The organism is Erythrobacter sp. S158, from assembly GCF_057364915.1.
Map to the genome: position 1 here is coordinate 1,035,729 of NZ_CP200279.1, position 19,129 is coordinate 1,054,857.

Below are 19,129 nucleotides of genomic sequence, written 5' to 3' on the forward strand. Positions count from 1 at the left end.
GCCCTGATGTAATGACGGGGATACTCACATGATTGCATTCGTTTTTCCGGGGCAGGGCAGCCAAAAGGTAGGCATGGGCACCGAGCTCGCCGCCGCCAGCGCCGCCGCGCGCGAGGTTTTCGAAGAGGTCGACGATTCGCTTGGCATGAAACTCTCGGCCATCATGCGCGACGGACCCGAGGACCAGCTCACCCTCACCGAAAACGCACAGCCTGCAATCATGGCTAATGCGATTGCGACCCTGCGCGTGCTTGAGAATGATTTCGGCAAGAAGCTGGCGGAGACCGGATCTTGCGTCGCCGGCCACTCGCTCGGCGAATACAGCGCGCTTTGCGCTGTCGGCGCTTTCGACCTTGCGACCACCGCGCGCCTGCTGAAGCTCCGCGGAAGCGCGATGCAGGCGGCCGTGCCTGTGGGTGAGGGCGGCATGGCTGCGCTTCTCGGTGCTGACGTCGAGAAAGCCGCAGCGCTTGCTGCCGCCGCTTCCGAACAGGACGTGTGCGAGGTCGCGAATGACAACGATCCCACTCAGGTCGTCATCTCGGGCCACAAGAGCGCCATCGACCGAGCCATCGCGATGGCGAAGGACCACGGCATCAAGCGCGGCATCGCTCTGCCGGTTTCCGCACCTTTCCATTGCTCGCTCATGCAGCCAGCCGCCGACCGAATGGCCGAAGCGCTCGCCGAAACGCCTCCGGGAGAACTGGCCCTGCCGGTCTACGCCAATGTCACCGCGACGAAGGTGTCGGACCCGGAAGAAGAGCGCAATCTGCTGGTCGAGCAGGTCACAGGCCGCGTGCGCTGGCGCGAGAGCGTGATCGCCATGCGCGCCGACGGTGTTGAGCGTTTCGTCGAACTGGGCGGCAAGGTGCTTGGCCCCATGATCGGCCGGATCGACAAGGAAGCGGCCACCGACAGCCTGATTTCAATGGATGACCTGGAGGGGTTCGCCAAGACGCTTTGAGCAAGCTCGATTTCTCCACCCACTGGATCAACCGGGAAAACGCGCACCTGCTCACGCGTGTCGCGCCGGGCACATTCGACCACGCCATCGATCCAGAGCGCCTAGCCCGGTATCTCGCAGGCCCCGCCAACTGGATGGCGGTCGCGATGCATGAGGCGCTGGTGGTAGGCATGCTCATGGCAGTCATCCACGACCATCCCGACAAACCGACCGAACTGTTCCTTGACGAGATCGGCACAGGCGACGATTGGCGACGTAAGGGTATTGCGCGCGCCTTGATCGAGAAACTCTTCGAACGCGCCGATGCCGAGGGCATTGATGAGATTTGGTTGGGGACTGAAACCGACAACGTGCCTGCGCGCGGCCTCTATGAAAGTTTCGGCCACACGCGCGAAGATGCAGTGATTTATTACCTCGACTGGTGAGGAGAGAGATATGTTTAGGCTTGATGGAATGAACGCGCTGGTCACCGGCGCAAGCGGCGGGATAGGTTCGGCAATCGCGATTGCATTGGCGAAGCAGGGCGCGAGGGTGGCGCTGTCGGGCTCGAATGGCCAGAAACTGCGCGCCTTCCGCGAGCAACTGCATGAAGAGCATGGCGGCGAGCATGTCGAGATCACCTGCGATCTTTCCAACACCGAGCAGGTCGAGGAATTGATCCCCGCAACGCTCGATACGCTGGGCGGGATCGACATTCTCGTAAACAATGCCGGCATCACGCGCGATGGCCTCGCCATGCGGATGAAGGATGAGGACTGGCACCAGGTCGTCTCGATCAACCTCGAAGCCGCTTTCCGCCTGATGCGCGCCAGCGCTCGACCCATGATGAAAGCGCGCTTTGGCCGCATCATCAACATCACCAGCGTAGTTGGACACACCGGCAATCCGGGCCAGATGAACTATTGCGCAGCGAAGGCAGGCCTGACCGGGATGACTAAGAGCTTCGCGCAGGAAGTCGCAAGCCGCGGCATCACCGCCAATTGCGTCGCTCCTGGCTTTATCCGGACCGCGATGACCACCGCGCTCGATGAAAAGCAGACCGAGACGATCAACGCGCGCATTCCGATGGGCAAGATGGGCGCAGGCGACGATATCGGTGCGGCCGTGAGCTTCCTCGCCAGCCGCGAGGCCGGCTATATCACCGGCGAAACGATCCACGTGAACGGCGGCATGGCGATGGTCTGATGAAGAGGATCACGCTCCTCGCTGCCGGATTGCTGGCAGCTGCCTTCACGGCGCCCGCTGTATCGGCCAAGGAAGGCTCTCTCGCCGAATGTGCCGTCGCTGAAGCTCCGGAGGGGTTCCAGTCGAACCTCTTCCGCTCGTGGATCGCAAGCTACGAGAAGGACGCCGAGATCGAGATCGATGAGCGCGGTTTCCTGCTCATCGTACTCCAATGCTTTGACGGCGATATTGGGGACAGAGCCGCCATGGAGCGGGCGGCGCTGATCGTGATCTCCGCCGCGCTCAAGGACGAGGCCGCCGGGCGACTGGAAGGCATGGGGCTTGATCTTGCCCAGGTAGACGCGGTCATGCTTCCGATCATGAAGCAAGTCCCGGTCAAGAAGCTGCTCAACAACAACCTTTCCTTGCCGGAAGAGCTGGAAACCGAAGCGGAAGAGCGATTCAACGATTTGATCGAGGCGAGCGGGATCGAGGGAACGAAGGTGGAAACCACTCTCGCCGCCTATCTTATCGGCATGATTGGCGACATCCTCGACCCTCAGAAGTGACGAACGCCCCCTTATCCCCAGCCCATTCCTTACAGTTAAAGCGACAAACTTGCCCGTGGTGACAGCCGCGCTAAGGTTTTCAGGACCAAGGGCGCTTTCGGAAGCGATTCCGCATCCGTTGAGGGCCGCAGACAAAACAACGATAGGTTGAAAGCTGATGAAGGCTACGATCGAACGCGCGACGCTCCTGCGTTGTCTCTCTCATGTTCAATCGGTGGTTGAGCGCCGCAACACCATTCCGATCCTGTCCAACGTCCTGATCGATGCATCGGACGGCGGAAGCGTGAAGGTCATGGCGACCGACCTCGACCTGCAGGTTGTCGAAACGATGAGCGCCTCTTCGGTCGAAAGCCCGGGCGCTATCACTGTGTCGGCGCACTTGCTGTTCGACATCGCTCGCAAGCTCCCCGACGGCGCTCAGGTCAGCCTCGAAACCGCCGAGAACCGGATGGAGATCAAGGCCGGGCGCGCACGCTTCAAGCTGCCGACGCTGCCGCGCGACGATTTCCCTGTGATCGTTGAGGGCGACCTTCCAACCAGCTTCGAAATCCCTGCGCGCACGCTGGCGCAGATGATCGATGCAACCCGTTTCGCGATCTCGACCGAGGAAACGCGTTACTACCTCAACGGCATCTTCCTGCACGTGACCGATGAAGACGAGCCGGTACTCAAGGCTGCGGCCACCGATGGCCACCGCCTTGCGCGCTTCACGCTTGCGCGTCCCGATGGCGCCCAGGGTATGCCTGACGTGATCGTACCACGCAAAGCCGTCGCCGAACTTCGCAAGCTACTCGAAGAAGCGCTCGACGGGGCAGTCCAGGTCGACCTTTCGGCTTCCAAGATCCGCTTCACGCTTGGTGGTGAGGGCGGGGTGGTCCTGACCAGCAAGCTGATCGACGGCACATTCCCTGACTACAGCCGCGTCATTCCGACCGGGAACGACAAGCTGCTGAAGGTCGATCCCAAGCTGTTCTTCGAAGGCGTCGACCGCGTCGCGACTATAGCAACGGAGAAGACCCGCGCGGTCAAGATGGGGCTTGATGCGGACAAGGTGACGCTCTCGGTGACCTCGCCTGACAACGGCAACGCAGCCGAAGAGCTGATGGCCGATTACAAGAGCGACGGTTTCGAAATCGGCTTCAACGCGAACTACCTCAAGGACATCCTTGGCCAGTTCGACGCTGAAGAGATCGAGCTTCACCTTGCCGATGCGGGCGCACCGACGCTGATCCGTGAAAGCGATACGAGCCCGGCTCTCTACGTTCTCATGCCGATGCGCGTGTGATGAGGCTTCTGGGGGGAATTTTCGCCGGATCGGGGCTGCTCATCCTTGCAAGCGCGAGCTTCGCGCAGAGCGAGGAAGAAAACACCGCTTTCACGCCCGAGGATGACCTCGATTGCGCGATGTATGTCGGCGCGCTGATGGCCGAATCGCAGGCCGAGATGACCCCGGAAAGCCGTGCGGCGCTGACCAGCGCGTTCACTTATTTTACCGGGCGATACGAAGCCTTGCGCGGCACCGGATTGACCGAGGCCTTCACCGCCCGCTACCCCGCCTATGCCGCTTCCGACCCGCAACAGATCGCGCAGACCTGCTCGGTCCGCATGCGCGCCTTCGGAGCGCGGTTGGAACGTGCCGGGCGGGCGATGGCGGAGATGATGCCGTCTGAAACAGAGGCACCGGCTGACAGCCAGCCAGCGGGATAATCTTTCCATGGGCGACACCTCGCCGCCGCAAGTCCGCATTTTCGGGACGGTCATTTCGACCTATACGCGGATCGTCGAGATCACGTGCGAGGAAGCTGGTCTTTCGCATGAGACTATCGCAACCGCCGCTCAGTCTCAGCAAAACCGCCATCCATTCGGCAAGGTTCCGGTGGTCGAGGTCGATGGGCTGGAACTGATCGAGAGCGTCGCAATCGCGCAATATCTCGACAATGCACACAACGACTCAACGCTTCAGCCGACACAACCTGCTGCAAGGGCGGTCATGGACAAGTGGATCGCGCTTGCGAACAACTACCTCTTCCCGATCTTTGAGAACGGCCTTGTTGTGCCGTGGATCATGCACCGCGTCGGCGGCTTTCCGCTGGACGAAGACAAGGTCCAGCGCGCGCTTCCCACCGTCAGCCGCGCGCTCGGCTACATTGAAGGCGAATTGAGCGAAGATGGCGCCTGGACGTCGCTCGGTTTTACGCTGGCCGATGTGTTTCTCTACCCGATCGTCAGGTCGGTCCAGCTCACCCCGCAGGGCCGGGTCGGGATCGAACAATGCGAGCGCCTGCATAGCTGGCTCGCTTCGTGCGAAAAACGCCCCTCGATCGTCGCTACACGGTGGGAAAGCGAGGTTTGATCGGTTAAGGCTGCTCGTCAAAGAGGAGACACCGACGCATGACCCTTTCTCAAGTCCAAGTCCGCAAAGATGCGCTGACCGATGCCGAAACCGTTGAAACCGAGGCAGGCGCGCTCGCAAACGGCGCGATCCGGCTCGAAGTCGAGAGCTTTTCGGTAACGGCTAACAACATCACCTACGCAGTGGTGGGCGATGGATTTGGCTACTGGAACTTCTTCCCACCGACCGGCGGCGACACCGAGGGTAAGGGCATTGTCCCCATGTGGGGACACGCCAAGGTGGTTGAGAGCAACTCTGACGAAATTGCCGTTGGCGAGCGCGTCTACGGTTACCTCCCGATGGCAACGCATCTCGATGTCATTCCCGGAAAGGTGTCGGACAGCGGCTTCATGGATATGGCGGACCATCGCCAGCCGATGAGCCCGATCTACAATCAGTACTCGCGGCTTGCCGCCGATCCGGAGCATGACCCTGCGCGTGAAGCAGAGCGCATGATTTACGGCCCACTGTTCAAAACCGGCTTCCTGATCGAATACTTCATGCGCAAGGAAGGCTGGTTCGGCGCGAAGGAAGTGATCCTGACAAGCGCCTCGTCGAAAACGGCGATGGGGCTTGCAAGCGTTGCCAAGCAGAATTCTCCCGATGTGAAGCGCGTTGGCCTGACGTCCGAAGGCAATGTCGAATTTGTCGAAAAAACAGGTCTTTATGACGCGGTCTACACCTACGCGGAGATTGGCACGCTTTCGCTGAACGACTGCGTCACGGTCGACTTCGCCGGCAATGCCGAGGTGCTTGGCAAACTGCACGAGCACTTCAATGCCATGCTCAAATATTCGTGTCTCGTCGGGGCAACCCATATCGAGGCGCGTTCGAGCTTCAACGAGGATGGCGAGCTTCCCGGACCCAAGCCAACCTTGTTCTTTGCGCCCGACCATGCGGTCGCGTTCTTCAAGGAGCACGGCCCTGTCGAAGGTGGCAAGCTCGTGGCGGCGACCTGGCACCAATTCCTGCAATCGGTCGAAGGAGCGGTCGAGATCGTCAAGCTCTCCGGTATTGACGCAGCGCGTGAGACCTATCTCGAAATGGTCGGCGGCAACGTCGATCCGGCCAAGGGGATCGTGGTCGAGCCGTAGGGCTCAATCGGGCTCTACAACCGCATAGTTGAACAATCCCGAGCGCTGCGCAGCGTGGCGCTCGACCATTTTCTGCTGCGTGTCAGGCTCCGTCGGGATGATGCACCAGCCGCCGCCCATGGCTAGATTAGCGTCGAGTCCCTTTGCGAGCACCTCGGGGCCGGGCTGAGCGCGCCAGTGGTCGCCGACCTCGTCGGGGCTCTGCCGCGCCCCGCCGAAGCGTTCGGGCCTCGCCTGCGCGGCGTTCCAGATCTGAGTGTTGAGGATACCGGGGCACAGGATCGTGACCCCGATATCGTCTTCGGCAAGCTCTGCGGTCAGCGCTTCACCGATGGCGGCGGCCATTTGCTTGGTGGTGGCGTAGAGCGTGAAGGGTCCGCTCACCGGTGTCACCGAAGCCGAGCTCGCGGTGATCCCGACATGGCGCGCGCCGTCGCGGGCCTTGAGTGAGGGCAACCAGGCGCGTGCTGTGTGCATCGGCCCCATCACGTTCACACCAATGAGCCAGTCGAGCGTGCGCGCCTTTGCGCCGCTGACAGTATCCGCGCTGCCAACGCCCGCATTGATCCATAGGAGCGAGGGTTCGATCCCTTGCGCGATCAGCTTTTCGGCAACGCGCTGCGTTTCCTTCGCGTCCGACACATCGCATCCATGCGCGACCGACGCATCGCCGCACATGCGCGCAGTTTCCTCTGCCTCGTAAGCATCGATATCGAGCGCGCAGATTCTCATCCCCTTGGCGGCGAAGTGCTGGGCGAGCCATCGCCCAATACCTCGGCCAGCGCCGGTGATGACGGCCCAGTCGCCGGGCTTTGGTTCAAATGCGCTCACTCGGCCGCTTCCGCCAGTTCGGCGCGCTGCGGGCCTCGGATCAAGCCGCCGGGCGTCTCACCGGTCCACTTGCCTTCCTCAAACGTGACCACGCCGTTCTTGATCGTGCAGGCGTAACCGTCGGCCTTTTGCAGCAGGCGCTTGCCACCTGCGGGAAGGTCGAAGGCGAGCCATGGGCGGCCCAGTTTGAGGCGCTCCATGTCGATCACATTGATGTCGGCGAGATAGCCCGGCGCAATGACCCCCCGATCTTCAAGGCCATAAAGCATGGCGGTGTCGCGGCACTGGCGCTTGATCGCATTTTCGAGCGTGATGCGATCCCCGCGCTTGCGATCGCGAACCCAGTGTTCGAGCATGAAGGTGGGCGAGGCTGCGTCGCAGATCGTCCCGCAATGCGCGCCGCCATCGGACAGCGAATTGACTGTGTCATCGGCGTGCTGGAGCGGGTGAAGAAAGTCGAGGTTCCCTTCCGCATAGTTGAGGATCGGCAGGTAAATGAAGCCGGTCCCATCCTCGCGGCAGAGCATGTCGTAGGCGTATTCCTGCGGGTCCACGCCAGCGGCCTTGGCGCGCGCATTCACGCTGGCGGTTTCGTCCGGTTCGTAATCGAAATCCGGGTCCATCTCATATTGCAGCGCCCAGCCTTGGGTGATGACCATGACAACACCGATGATGTCCATCGGCGCTTCGGAATAGTCGTTGGCTTCGGAAAGCAGCTGTTTCTTGAAGGCAGGATCGAGGAGCTTGGCTTTCTGCTCCTCCCAGGGAAGCTCTGCGATGGCCTGCCAGCTGGGGCGGTACACGAAGGGATTTACCGTGCCCTGCCACGCCATGATGATGCCGTTTCCGCGAAGCGCGATCTGGGCAACGATGTTGGCGCCGTTGTCATTCTCGGCGCGCATCGTCTCGATCTGCTCCTTGAGCGGCATTTCCTTGGCGATGCTTTCGAGCGCGGCAAAGGTTACCGGAATGCCAGCTTCGCGGCTCAATTTTCCCATCCATTCAAACTCGTTCCAGTCGCGCTGGAGGTCGCTTGCCATTTCGAACACGGCATGGCCGCCTGCATCCTTGGCGCGGCCCATGGCGTGGCCGATGGCGACCAGTTCTTCCGGCGTTGCGGTGGTGCCGGGGACGAGCTCTCCATCGACAGACTTGTGCAGCACGGTGCGTGAGGTGGAGAAACCCAGCGCACCGGCGCGAACGCCCTCTTCGACGATTGCACTCATTTCGGCGATGTCTTCGGTAGTCGGGACAGCGCCCGGCTGCTCGCGGTCGCCGAGCACATAGGCGCGCACCGCGCCATGCGGGACATGCGTGCCGATATCGACCGTGCGAGGCAGCTTTTCGAGCGCGTCGAGATACTCAGGGAAGGTCTCCCAATCCCAGGTAATCCCCTCGGCAAGAGCGGTGCCGGGGATGTCCTCGACCCCTTCCATCAGACTGATCAGCCATTCGTGGCGGTCGGGCTTGGCGGGCGCGAAGCCCACGCCGCAATTGCCCATGACGACCGTGGTGACGCCGTGCCAGCTTGAGGGAGCCATCTCCTGATCCCAGGTTGCCTGCCCATCGTAATGCGTGTGAATGTCAACGAAGCCGGGTGCCACGATCTTGCCACTCGCGTCGATCTCGCGCGCTGCGTCCCCGGTTACTGTCCCGACCTGAGCGATCAGCCCGTCCTTGACCGCGACGTCTCCGGTGAAACGCTCTGCGCCCGTTCCATCGACGATGGTTCCGCCTCTGATGATGAGGTCGAATGCTGGCATGAAATGTCTCCTCTCTCAGTCATGGAAGGTCTCACAATGAAACCTGCTTGTCCAGAACGAGCGCGGCCTCGGACTGGCCCGATGCGCGCACCGGTGTTAGCCATGCGGCATGGAGAGAAAACCAAGCTGGAACCCGCCCGCAGACAGCGGCATTGCAATTCACTGGGTGGAGGCGAACGGGCTGACTTTCGAAGTTGCCGAGACGGGTGAGGGCGAGCATCTGGCGCTTTGCCTGCATGGCTTCCCCGAACTGCATTATTCGTGGCGGCACCAGATGCCTGTTCTGGCTGATAAGGGCTACCGCGTCTGGGCCCCGAACCTGCGCGGCTATGGCGCGACGGATCGGCCTGTGGGGACCGACGCTTATCGTTTGCGCACGCTCGCGCAGGATGTGGCGGCGCTCATCGATGCAAGCGGCGCAAAGGAGGTCACGCTCATCGCGCATGACTGGGGAGCGATCATCGCGTGGTATTTTGCGATCCTGAAGGTTCGCCCGCTCACCCGTCTCGTCATCCTCAACGTGCCGCATCCGCGTTGCGCGCGGCGTGAGCTCAAGCATTGGCGGCAGCTCAGGAAAAGCTGGTACATATTCTTCTTCCAGCTGCCCTGGATACCCGAATGGTTGCTCGGGCGGGGCCGGGCCGCTCCGATCGGGCGGATATTCCGCGATTCAGCGGTGAACAAGTCGCTCTTCACTCGCGAAGAAGTCGCGCCCTATCGCGAGGCAGCGGCGCAGCCGGGCGCTCTGACCGCGATGTTCAACTATTACCGCGCACTGCTGCGCCGACCCGATGCGCGCGATACCGGCGCTGGCTTGGTCGATGTGCCGACACTGGTCCTGTGGGGCGAGCAGGACGTCGCGATCGACATCCATGTGCTCGACGGGATGGAGGAGTATGTGAGCGACCTCACCGTGCGCCGCTACCCGCACGCGTCGCACTGGGTGCAGCAGGACATTCCAGACGAGATAAACGAGGCCCTGAGCGAATGGCTTCCTGACGTCTAGGCGGCTTCGGCGCTTTCGTTCTCGGTTGCGGGCCGGTCGAGGAATTCGCGGATCGAGTCCACGCTCTCGTCCTTGTGGCTCAGCAAGAAAAGGTGCCCGCCGCCAAGCATGATCTTGAGCTCGCTGTTGGGGATTAGCGCGTTCAGGAACTTGCCGTTCGCCAGCGGCACGATGGCATCTTCATCGCCCATCATGATCAGAGTTTCCTGATTAAGCAGGAAGGGCAGGGCAGGCGCGCTGGTCCAGCCGATCATGCAGAGCAGCTGGTACATGTAGCCGCGCGGGCTGGGCGGCTTGAGGCGCGACATATGCCCCTTCTTGCCCGGACCTGCGCCAAGACCCTCACCATAGAGCGTCTCGAAATTCTGCATCATGTAGTCGGTGTCGACGTAGCGGCGCGGGTTGGCCATCTTGGTCAGAGCCTTGGGGCTTCCCGGCATCATCAACATGCCTGCGCTGGTCGCGATCAGGACCAGACGGCGAACGCGGCCCGCATGCTGCATCGCGAAATGCTGTGCCATGCCGCCGCCCCAGCTTATGCCCATGACATCGACATCGCCAACGCTGAGATGATCAAGCAGCTGCGCTGCGGTCCAGCTCATCGTGAACGGGTTGTACGGCATGAGCGGATCTGGTGAGCCGCCAACGCCCGGCATGTCGAACATAATGAAGGGACGCTCTGGCAGGGCCTCTGCCAGAGGAGCGACCGCTTCTATATTCGCGCCAATGCCGTTGAAGAAAAGGACTGGCAGATGGTCGGAAGGCTCATCGAGCCGCCAGCGTGCAACCCTGAGAGTGCGTCCGCCCACCTGTTCCATCGAAACGACCGCCCCGTGCATGGGGTCGTCCTTGGTTTCGCTCACTATCGTACCGTCCTTTTGATGCGCGCGTGATCCCGAGCGCCTGTCTTGGGTGGGAGGCACGCATCGCAGATCCCTTGCGAAACGTGCCTCCCATAAGCTCTTTAGTTGTTATCTGAAACGGGCCTTATCAGACTTCTTCGATTACGTAGAGTCCCGGAGCGCTTTCCATCGCCGGATGCGCGTCGCTGCCCACAGTTTCGGGCGCTGCGACCTTCTTCCCCGAGCGTTTCTGGATCCATTCCATCCACAGCGGCCACCAGCTGCCCTTTACCTCTTCGGTGCCCTGCAGCCATTCATCGGCGGTCGCGGGGAGCTTGCCCTTCTTCTTCTGGACAAAGTACTTGGCTTTGGGATTGCTGGGCGGGTTGAGGATCGCCTGCATGTGGCCCGACTGCGAAAGGACGTAGGTGACGTCCTTCGAACCAAACAGCTGCGTTGAGCGATAGGTCGCCTTCCACGGAGTGATGTGGTCAGTCACGCCGCCAAGGATGAACAGGTCGCTAGTCACCTTCGACAGGTCGATCTTGTGTCCGGCCATCTCGACCTCGCCCTTCTTGGTGAAGGCGAGCGTTTCGTAAATCGTCAGGAAGTCGCCCATCAGGCTGGCGGACAGGTTGGTCGCATCGGCGTTCCAGAACAGCACGTCGAATGCCGGCGGGTCCATGCCAAGCAGGTAGTTGTTGATGACGTAGTTCCAGATGAGATCGTTCGGGCGCAGCCATGCAAAACCGCGCGCAAGATCATCGGCCTTGATGATCCCGGCCTTTTCCGCACGCTGGCGGGCAATCTGCATGCCGTTTTCACTGACGAGCGAGCCTGCCTCGATGTCCGTTGCCTTCGGGTGAAGCACGCAAACCATCATCGTCAGCGTGCCGAGGATATCGTTGCCCTGCGCTGCCAGCTTCGATGCGAGCACCGCCGCCGTCTGACCGCCCGAGCAGCCCGAAGACACGTTGACCTTGGGCGATCCGGTGATTTCGGAAGTGACTTCGAGAGCCTTCTCACAAGCGGCGATGTAGTCGTCCATGCCCCAGTGGCCCTGTTCCTTGGACGGGTTGCGCCACGAGATCACGAAGGTCTGGATGCCGTTATCGACCTGCCACTTGATCACCGACTTCTCGGGCGAGAGGTCGTTGATGTACATCTTGTTGATCTGCGGCGGGATAGTGAGCTGCGGGGTTTCGTAAACTTCGTCCGTGGTCGGCGCGTACTGGATCAGCTCCATGATCTCGTCGCGGTAGACGACGTTGCCCTTCGAGGTCGCGACATTCTCGCCCAGCTTAAACGGACGCTTGTCGACTTGGCTGACCATGCCCTTGTTATGGACGAGATCGTTATAGGCGTTCTGCAGACCCTTGATGAGGCTAAGCCCGCCTGAATTGATGATCTGCTTTTGCGCCGCAGGGTTGCCTGCGAGCGTGTTGGTCGGCGCAATGCCGTCTAGGATGATGTTGGCGATGAAGTTCGCGCGGTTGCGCTCCAGCTCATCGAGCTCAAGCTCTTTCAGCCAATTGCTCATCCCCTTCTGGATCGCGAGATAATACTGCGCGCCAGCCCGAAAGAACGGGTTGTACTGCCACGCCGGGTCCATGAAACGCTTGTCCTTGGGGTGAGGGGCAAGGTCGCTCTGGCCGGTCATGATCTTGACCATGTCTTCGCCCATCGTGCGCGCATGGCGCATGGCGCGGCTCGGATCGGAAGCGGTCTCGCGCAGAAGCAAAGCGACCGCGCCGACGAAATCTTCACGCGCAACGCCGATCAGCGGCCCCAGCGCATTGGTCGATTGTGCGGCTTCGTTCTCGAGCGTTACCTTGGCTTCCGACATCCTAGTCCCCTTGTTTTCGGCAGCTTATGCTTAAGCATATAGCGCGTGTCACGCGCCTAGATGGCGTGCCTTTGGGCGAGAGGCAAGTCGGCTCGTCGCTGCGTCAGTGCGGCCCGTGCGTTTGTCCGGGTTAGCCATTCCTTCACCAGTTCATGGTTACTGGAATTTGGTGCATTAGAAATTACGGTTAGGGAAAATGGCTTCATTGTTTTCGAAACTCGCCGGCGGAGGCGGGAGCGACTCTGCCAACCGAAAGGGTTCGCCGGGTGACGCAAATGATCACAGTCGGCGTGCGGACCTGCTTGCAGGACTGGAGAAGGCTGATCTTGGCTGGTTCTGGGAAACGGACGCTTCGGGCCAACTGACTTACCTTTCACCAAAGGCATGCAGAACGCTGGGGTTGGAGGCCGAGGAGCTTCTCGGCAAGGAACTGACCGAATTCATGGCGACCGACAATTCGGGCGCCACCGGAAGCACATCGCGTCCGCTCAAATTCCGCCTGAAATCACGCAGCCCGATCTCGCGCCTCAATGTCGAGATAACGGCGGCTAACAAGGAAGTCTGGTGGGAAATATCAGCCGGCCCGCGCCTTGATGCGCAAGGCGAATTTCGTGGCCTTCATGGCACTGCGCGCGATGTAACGAAGGCGCTGGCCGAAGCCCGCGAGGCGGAGCACGCGGCGCAGTTCGATTCCCTCACAGGCCTCGCCAACCGTGCGCGCATGACTCACATGCTCGACTCCACGCTGACCGCTTTCAAGCAGTCCCAGCGTTCGGTGGCGATCATGCTGATGGACCTCGACCGGTTCAAGAAGGTGAACGACACGCTCGGACACCCGGCTGGCGATGAACTGCTGGTGCAGGTGGCTGAGCGGCTTGGTCGCATCTATGAGCAGCGCGGCGGCGAAATTGGGCGACTTGGGGGCGACGAATTCCAGGTCATCATTCCCGATATGGACGATCGCGGTGAACTGGCCGATCTTGCCAACAAAATGGTCCAGATGGTCTCACAGCCATACACAATCGCGGGGACACGCGCGATTATCGGATGCTCAATCGGCATTGCGGTGGCGCCATATGACGGGATCGACGCAAGCGAACTGATCAAGTCTGCCGACCTGGCGCTGTACTCGGCCAAGGACGGAGGGCGGGGCCAGTTCAAGTTCTACTCGGCAGAATTGAGCGCAGAGGCCGATTTTCGCCAGCGCATCGAAGACGACCTTCGCGACGCGATCGCAAATGACGAGCTCGCGGTTCACTATCAGCCGATTGTCGATGCCCGAACGCACAAGGTGTCGTGCCTTGAAGCCCTGCTTCGCTGGGAACACCCACATCGCGGCTTTGTTTCGCCCGCGGATTTCATTCCTGTCGCCGAAGAGCAGGGAATGATCGGCGAGATCGGCGAATGGGTCCTGCGTAAGGTCTGTGATGATCTGGCACACTGTCCGTCTGAAATCAGGGCGGCGGTCAATGTTTCTCCCATCCAGTTCCAGGGCGAAAACTTTGTCGGAATGGTCAAGGAGGTCATTCAGGACACCGGGATCAAACCGTCTCGTATCGAGCTCGAAATCACCGAGAGCGTATTCGTCGGCGATCTGGAAGAGACTATTGCGCAGTTCAAGAAACTGAAGCGCATCGGCATCCGCCTTGCACTCGACGATTTCGGAACAGGCTATTCGTCACTGAGCTATCTGCAGAACGCGCCTTTCGACAAGCTCAAGATCGACCAGAGCTTTGTTCGCGGCTGCGCGTCCGAGGACGCAAATAACGGCATTCTCGTCGCAGCGATCGTTTCGATGGCGTCCGCGATGGGAATGGAAACCGTGGCGGAAGGGGTCGAGGCCAAGGACGAATACAATATGGTTGTCCAGCATGGCGCCGGGCTTCTTCAGGGCTATTTGTTCTCCGGCGCGCTGACATTCGAACAGCTCATGGAGCGTTTCGACACAGGCGAAATCGAATTCAAACCGCGCGGGCCAGAAAAATACCGCGCCGAACGCCACACCGAGTTCCGCAAGATCGGCCTGGTACACGGCGATGCGCGCTACAATGTCATCCTTCGCAACATCTCAAAGACCGGCGCCATGATCGACGGGCTGCTTGATGTTCCTGTTGATACGGACGTGGTGCTTGATCTGGGCGGAGGCCAGCTGGCGGTTGCGACCGTGAAGCGTTCGGATGGGTCGATCCAGGGGGTTGAGTTCGAAACTCCGCTCATCAGCAATGGCTCCAGTGGCCTTTGCACGCGTCACCGTGTGTCGCCCTATCAGATCGAAGCAGCTGGCCGTGCTTTTGGGGCCATCGACGACAACGACGTTGCTGCGGTGACAGGTGGTTCTGGCGGTTCGAAGACCTTCCTCGAAGTCGACATCACAAAATACGGTCTCTGACGCAGCAGCAGGTCACTTTCTGCGTTAGCTGTCAGGATTTTTTACACGTTAACTAAGGTCATTAGGCTAATAATAACCAACCGGATTTACGGCTGGGCAAGAACGGTAATGCGTCCAATTCCGGGCGCAAGGGAAGGGAAGTCGCCAGGTGCCCCTCAAGGGTTTCTTGTCATCGAGGAAAACTAGCGCAGGCAGTGCGGCCAGTGCCCTGTCTGATGCCGAGAAGCTGTCCATGCTTGATGAGCTTGAGAGGTCCGGCCTCGGCTGGTTCTGGGCAAGCGACAAGGACGGCAAGGTCACTTACATGAGCAGCGCGATTGCCGAGCGCCTCGAACTCCCGCTCTCCGAAATTATCGGCCAACCGCTCGCCAGTGTGTTCGTTTCCGCTGACCGGGAAGGGCGCACCAAGTCGCTTTCGCTTATGCTGGGCGCTCACAAATCGTTCAGTGGCTTCGCGGTGCGCGCCGAAAAGCGACCCGAAGGCGCAGTTCTCAGACTGTCGGGCCAGCCTTCCTTCAACGGCAAGACTTTTGTTGGGTTTCGGGGAACCGGTTCCGACATAACCGACGAATATCACCGCGAGGAAGAGACCGAGCGGCTGGCGAAGTACGATTCGCTCACCGGCCTTTCGAACCGCCACCGCATGAAGCACCAGATCGAGACGACGCTCACCGCATTTCAGGCGGCAAAGCGCAATTGCGCGATCCTGATGCTCGATCTCGACAAGTTTAAGCACGTCAACGACACGCTCGGCCACTCGGCAGGCGATGAGCTGCTGCGTCAGGTGTCCGACCGGCTTCAGCGTTCGATTGAGGTCGAATGCGAGATCGGACGTCTTGGCGGCGACGAATTCCAGGTGATGATCCCCGATCAGGACGACCGCGGCGTGCTGAGCGAAATCGCGATGAAGATCATCACGATGCTCAAGCAGCCTTATTCGCTCGACGAAGGCCGCGCGATCATTGGCTGTTCTGTCGGTATCGCGATTGCCCCGCATGACGGCGTGACGATGGACGAGATCGTCCGCAACGCCGACCTTGCGCTTTACGCGGCCAAGAATGGTGGGCGAGGGCAGTACCGCTTCTTCTCCGGCGAGCTTGAGAACGAAGCCATCTTCCGTCGCAGGCTCGAAGAGAATCTCGGCGAAGCGGTTCGCGAAGAGCAGCTTTTCCTCAAATACGAACCAATGGTCGATGCCGCGACCCAGACCGTTCGCGCCCTCGAAGCGCATATCTGTTGGAACCACGAGCAGCGCGGTGAGATCGACGAGATCGAGTTTGCATCGATCCTCGACGGCTCAAGTCAGGTTGGCGAGGTCGGCCTTTGGGCCATTCGCGAGGCGTGCCAGCAGGCGAGTACATGGCCTGACAGCATTCGCGTCGCGGTCAATGTGCCGGTTCCTCTCTTCACATCGGAAGGCTTCGTCGATGCCGTGTCCGAGGCGCTCGAAGACGCTGACCTTCCTGCCAACCGGCTCGAGCTTGAAATCAGCGAGGCGGTGTTCTTCGGCGATACCGACGTGGTCGACCGCGTTCTCGCAGCCCTGTTCAAGCGCGGCATTCGCCTCACGCTCGATGAGTTTGGTTCAGGCTATTCCTCGCTCGCATACCTGCGCCGCGCTCCGTTTGACACCATCAAGATTGATGAGAAACTGGTCACCGAGGCCGAGGAGCATGACAGCCGAGAACTCGGCCTTATCCGCGCAATCGTCGCGCTCGCCGGAGCGCTCGAGATGGATACGATCGCAAACGGAATCGAATCCGTAGAGCTTTTCGATCGCCTCAAGGAATGCGGCGTCAAGTTCATGGAAGGCCCGATCTATTCCGAGCCGGTAAACCGCGATGTTGTCGATGCCGAGCTTGCAGGCGAAGCGTGGAAGATCGCTCCAAGCGGCGATCGCACCAAGCGCGCACGCCGTCGCACGGTCTTCCGCAAGATCCAGATCATCCACGACGATCACTCTTACGAAGTCACGCTGCGCAATCTTTCGAAGACCGGCGCACTCATTCAAGGCCTCGCCAATGTCCCGAAGGGCACGCAATTCGTGGTCGACCTTGGTGCCGGCCAGCTGGCCGTGGCAACCGTGATCCGTACCAATGGCGATATCCAAGGCCTCGAATTCGAGCAGTCGCTGATCGACGATGGTTCGGGCGGACTGTGCACCCGTTACCGTGTCAGCCCCTACGCGCTCGCTTCGGCAGGGCGCCCGCTCGAAGCCTTGGCTCAGGGCGACTACAAGGCAATGCCGGGCGGCGGCCTTGGCCAATCGGGCAGCGTCCCGCAGTTCGCCTATGCCCCGCCGCCGCGAAACGAAGCGGCCTGAGACGTCCACCAGACAGGTTGCAATTTTCGCGAATGACATTGAGGCAGCGGATCGCTAAACGCGCATCCAAATGACTGACCTCTCAAAAATCCGCAATTTCTCGATTATCGCGCATATCGACCACGGCAAGTCCACGCTCGCAGACCGGCTGATCCAATTCACCGGCGGTCTGACTGAGCGCGAGATGTCCGAGCAGGTGCTCGACAACATGGACATCGAGAAGGAGCGCGGCATCACCATCAAGGCGCAGACCGTGCGCCTTAATTACACCGCCAAGGATGGCGAGACCTATCAGCTCAACCTGATGGACACGCCCGGCCACGTCGATTTCGCCTATGAAGTCAGCCGCAGCCTTGCCGCGTGTGAGGGCGCGCTGCTGGTGGTCGATGCGGCGCAAGGAGTCGAGGCCCAGACCCTCGCCAATGTCTACCAGTCGATCGAGCACGATCACGAGATCGTATCCGTCATCAACAAGGTCGACCTTCCCGCCGCAGAACCTGAGCGCGTGAAGGAAGAGATCGAGGAAGTTATCGGGCTCGACGCGTCCGACGCGGTCCTCACGTCCGCCAAGACCGGGATCGGCATCGAAGAAGTGCTCGAAGCGGTGGTCGCAAAGATCCCGCCTCCCAAGGGCGAACGTGACAAGCCTTTAAAGGCGAGCCTCGTCGACAGCTGGTACGATCCGTATCTCGGCGTCGTCATCTTGGTGCGCGTTATCGAAGGCGTTCTGACCAAGAGCCAGAACATCAAGTTCATGCAGGGCGGCACGCAGCACCTCGTCGACCGCGTAGGATGCTTTACCCCCAAGCGCACCGATTTGCCGGAGCTGGGGCCGGGCGAGATTGGCTTCATCACCGCTCAGATCAAGGAAGTCGAACAGGCGCGCGTGGGTGACACGATCACCACCGTAAAGAACGGCGCGACCGAAGCGCTGCCGGGCTACAAGGAAGTTCAGCCGGTGGTGTTCTGCGGCCTGTTCCCGGTCGATGCCGCCGACTTTGAAAAGCTGCGCGAAAGCATCGGAAAGCTGCGCCTTAACGATGCGTCGTTCTCGTTTGAGATGGAAAGCTCTGCCGCGCTTGGTTTCGGCTTCCGCTGTGGTTTTCTCGGGCTCCTTCACCTCGAGATCATTCAGGAGCGCCTTTCGCGCGAATACGATCTCGACCTCATCACCACCGCGCCATCGGTGGTCTACCGCGTCCACCTCAACAAGTCGAAGACCGAGGACGCGACCACGATCGACATTCACAACCCCGCCGACTGGCCCGATGTCACCCGCATCGCGACCATCGAGGAACCGTGGATCAAGGCCGTCATTTACACGCCCGATGACTATCTCGGCTCGATCCTCAAGCTGTGCCAGGAGCGCCGCGGCATCCAGACCGACCTCACCTATGTCGGCGGACGCGCGCAGGTGACGTATGAACTTCCGCTCAATGAGGTGGTGTTCGACTTTTACGATCGCCTGAAGTCGATCAGCCGCGGCTATGCGAGCTTCGACTACGAGCAGATCGGCCTTCGCGAAGGCGACCTCGTGAAGATGAACATCCTCGTCAACAATGAGCCGGTCGACGCGCTCTCGCTGATCGTCCACCGTTCGGTCGCTGAAGAACGCGGCCGCGGCATGTGCGAGCGCCTCAAAGACCTCATCCCGCGGCACCTGTTCAAGATCCCGATCCAGGCTGCAATCGGCGGCAAGATCATCGCTCGCGAAACCATCGCAGCTCTGCGCAAGGACGTCACCGCCAAGTGCTATGGCGGCGATATCACGCGTAAGAAGAAGCTTCTCGAAAAGCAGAAGAAGGGCAAGGCGCGGATGCGCGAGTATGGGAACGTGAGCATCCCGCAGGAAGCCTTTATCGCCGCGCTGCGGATGGGTGAGGAATAAATCGCTCACCCAAGGTGTTGATAGCGGGCGCTTTTTTGCACCTGCGAAATAAAACAAG

At 60.6% G+C, this 19,129-nt stretch carries 16 protein-coding genes; 12 read left to right on the forward strand and 4 right to left on the reverse strand.

The window, feature by feature from the left end; genetic code table 11:
- Window positions 1-28 precede the first annotated feature (28 nt).
- The 8 genes from fabD (at window position 29) to AC0V6T_RS05255 (ending at window position 6,183) form a co-directional block, all read left to right on the forward strand.
- Entirely contained in the window at window positions 29-964 is a 936-nt protein-coding gene (gene fabD / locus AC0V6T_RS05220; protein WP_486124917.1) for an ACP S-malonyltransferase, read from the forward strand.
- Window positions 961-1,389 (forward strand): GNAT family N-acetyltransferase, encoded by a 429-nt coding sequence (locus AC0V6T_RS05225; RefSeq protein WP_486124919.1) that lies wholly within the window; start codon window positions 961-963, stop codon window positions 1,387-1,389. Before fabD ends, AC0V6T_RS05225 begins: the two co-directional genes overlap by 4 nt.
- A 10-nt stretch (window positions 1,390-1,399) precedes the next feature.
- The gene (fabG, locus tag AC0V6T_RS05230; RefSeq protein WP_486124921.1) at window positions 1,400-2,149 is read left to right on the forward strand and encodes a 3-oxoacyl-[acyl-carrier-protein] reductase; all 750 of its coding nucleotides are present in this window, start codon (window positions 1,400-1,402) and stop codon (window positions 2,147-2,149) included.
- Window positions 2,149-2,697: a hypothetical protein gene (locus tag AC0V6T_RS05235; protein WP_486124923.1), complete on the forward strand. Its 549-nt coding sequence runs from the start codon at window positions 2,149-2,151 to the stop codon at window positions 2,695-2,697. Before fabG ends, AC0V6T_RS05235 begins: the two co-directional genes overlap by 1 nt.
- Window positions 2,698-2,854: 157 nt before the next feature.
- Complete coding sequence (gene dnaN / locus AC0V6T_RS05240; protein WP_486124925.1) at window positions 2,855-3,982, forward strand: DNA polymerase III subunit beta; 1,128 nt, start codon at window positions 2,855-2,857, stop codon at window positions 3,980-3,982.
- Window positions 3,982-4,404 carry a hypothetical protein gene (locus AC0V6T_RS05245; protein ID WP_486124927.1) on the forward strand — a complete coding sequence of 141 codons (423 nt, stop codon included), beginning with the start codon at window positions 3,982-3,984 and terminating at the stop codon, window positions 4,402-4,404. Before dnaN ends, AC0V6T_RS05245 begins: the two co-directional genes overlap by 1 nt.
- 7 nt (window positions 4,405-4,411) lie before the next feature.
- Entirely contained in the window at window positions 4,412-5,050 is a 639-nt protein-coding gene (locus tag AC0V6T_RS05250; protein ID WP_486124929.1) for a glutathione S-transferase family protein, read from the forward strand.
- 38 nt (window positions 5,051-5,088) lie between these two features.
- Window positions 5,089-6,183: a DUF2855 family protein gene (locus tag AC0V6T_RS05255; protein ID WP_486124931.1), complete on the forward strand. Its 1,095-nt coding sequence runs from the start codon at window positions 5,089-5,091 to the stop codon at window positions 6,181-6,183.
- Window positions 6,184-6,186: 3 nt separating this feature from the next.
- On the opposite strand, the gene AC0V6T_RS05260 is transcribed toward AC0V6T_RS05255, so the two are convergent.
- Complete coding sequence (locus AC0V6T_RS05260; RefSeq protein ID WP_486124933.1) at window positions 6,187-7,014, reverse strand: SDR family NAD(P)-dependent oxidoreductase; 828 nt, start codon at window positions 7,012-7,014, stop codon at window positions 6,187-6,189.
- Window positions 7,011-8,777 carry an N-acyl-D-amino-acid deacylase family protein gene (locus tag AC0V6T_RS05265; protein WP_486124935.1) on the reverse strand — a complete coding sequence of 589 codons (1,767 nt, stop codon included), beginning with the start codon at window positions 8,775-8,777 and terminating at the stop codon, window positions 7,011-7,013. Before AC0V6T_RS05265 ends, AC0V6T_RS05260 begins: the two co-directional genes overlap by 4 nt.
- A 109-nt stretch (window positions 8,778-8,886) precedes the next feature.
- On the opposite strand from AC0V6T_RS05265, the gene AC0V6T_RS05270 reads away from it, so the two are divergent.
- Window positions 8,887-9,783, forward strand: a complete 897-nt coding sequence (locus tag AC0V6T_RS05270) for an alpha/beta fold hydrolase (protein WP_486124937.1) — start codon at window positions 8,887-8,889, stop codon at window positions 9,781-9,783.
- Here AC0V6T_RS05270 and AC0V6T_RS05275 read toward each other — a convergent pair.
- Together AC0V6T_RS05275 and AC0V6T_RS05280 are read right to left on the reverse strand one after the other, a co-directional pair.
- Window positions 9,780-10,646, reverse strand: a complete 867-nt coding sequence (locus AC0V6T_RS05275) for an alpha/beta fold hydrolase (RefSeq protein WP_486124939.1) — start codon at window positions 10,644-10,646, stop codon at window positions 9,780-9,782. The genes AC0V6T_RS05270 and AC0V6T_RS05275 overlap by 4 nt on opposite strands.
- Window positions 10,647-10,773: 127 nt before the next feature.
- Window positions 10,774-12,471, reverse strand: a complete 1,698-nt coding sequence (locus AC0V6T_RS05280) for a PHA/PHB synthase family protein (protein ID WP_486124941.1) — start codon at window positions 12,469-12,471, stop codon at window positions 10,774-10,776.
- Window positions 12,472-12,667: 196 nt separating this feature from the next.
- Here AC0V6T_RS05280 and AC0V6T_RS05285 point away from each other — a divergent pair, with 196 nt between their 5' ends.
- From AC0V6T_RS05285 to lepA, 3 genes are all read left to right on the forward strand, one after another.
- Window positions 12,668-14,860: a sensor domain-containing protein gene (locus AC0V6T_RS05285; RefSeq protein ID WP_486124943.1), complete on the forward strand. Its 2,193-nt coding sequence runs from the start codon at window positions 12,668-12,670 to the stop codon at window positions 14,858-14,860.
- 232 nt (window positions 14,861-15,092) lie between these two features.
- Window positions 15,093-17,183, forward strand: coding sequence for a putative bifunctional diguanylate cyclase/phosphodiesterase (locus AC0V6T_RS05290; RefSeq protein ID WP_007164434.1), 2,091 nt, complete (start codon window positions 15,093-15,095; stop codon window positions 17,181-17,183).
- A 70-nt stretch (window positions 17,184-17,253) separates the two neighbouring features.
- Window positions 17,254-19,071, forward strand: coding sequence for a translation elongation factor 4 (lepA, locus tag AC0V6T_RS05295; RefSeq protein WP_040464787.1), 1,818 nt, complete (start codon window positions 17,254-17,256; stop codon window positions 19,069-19,071).
- Window positions 19,072-19,129: the final 58 nt, after the last annotated feature.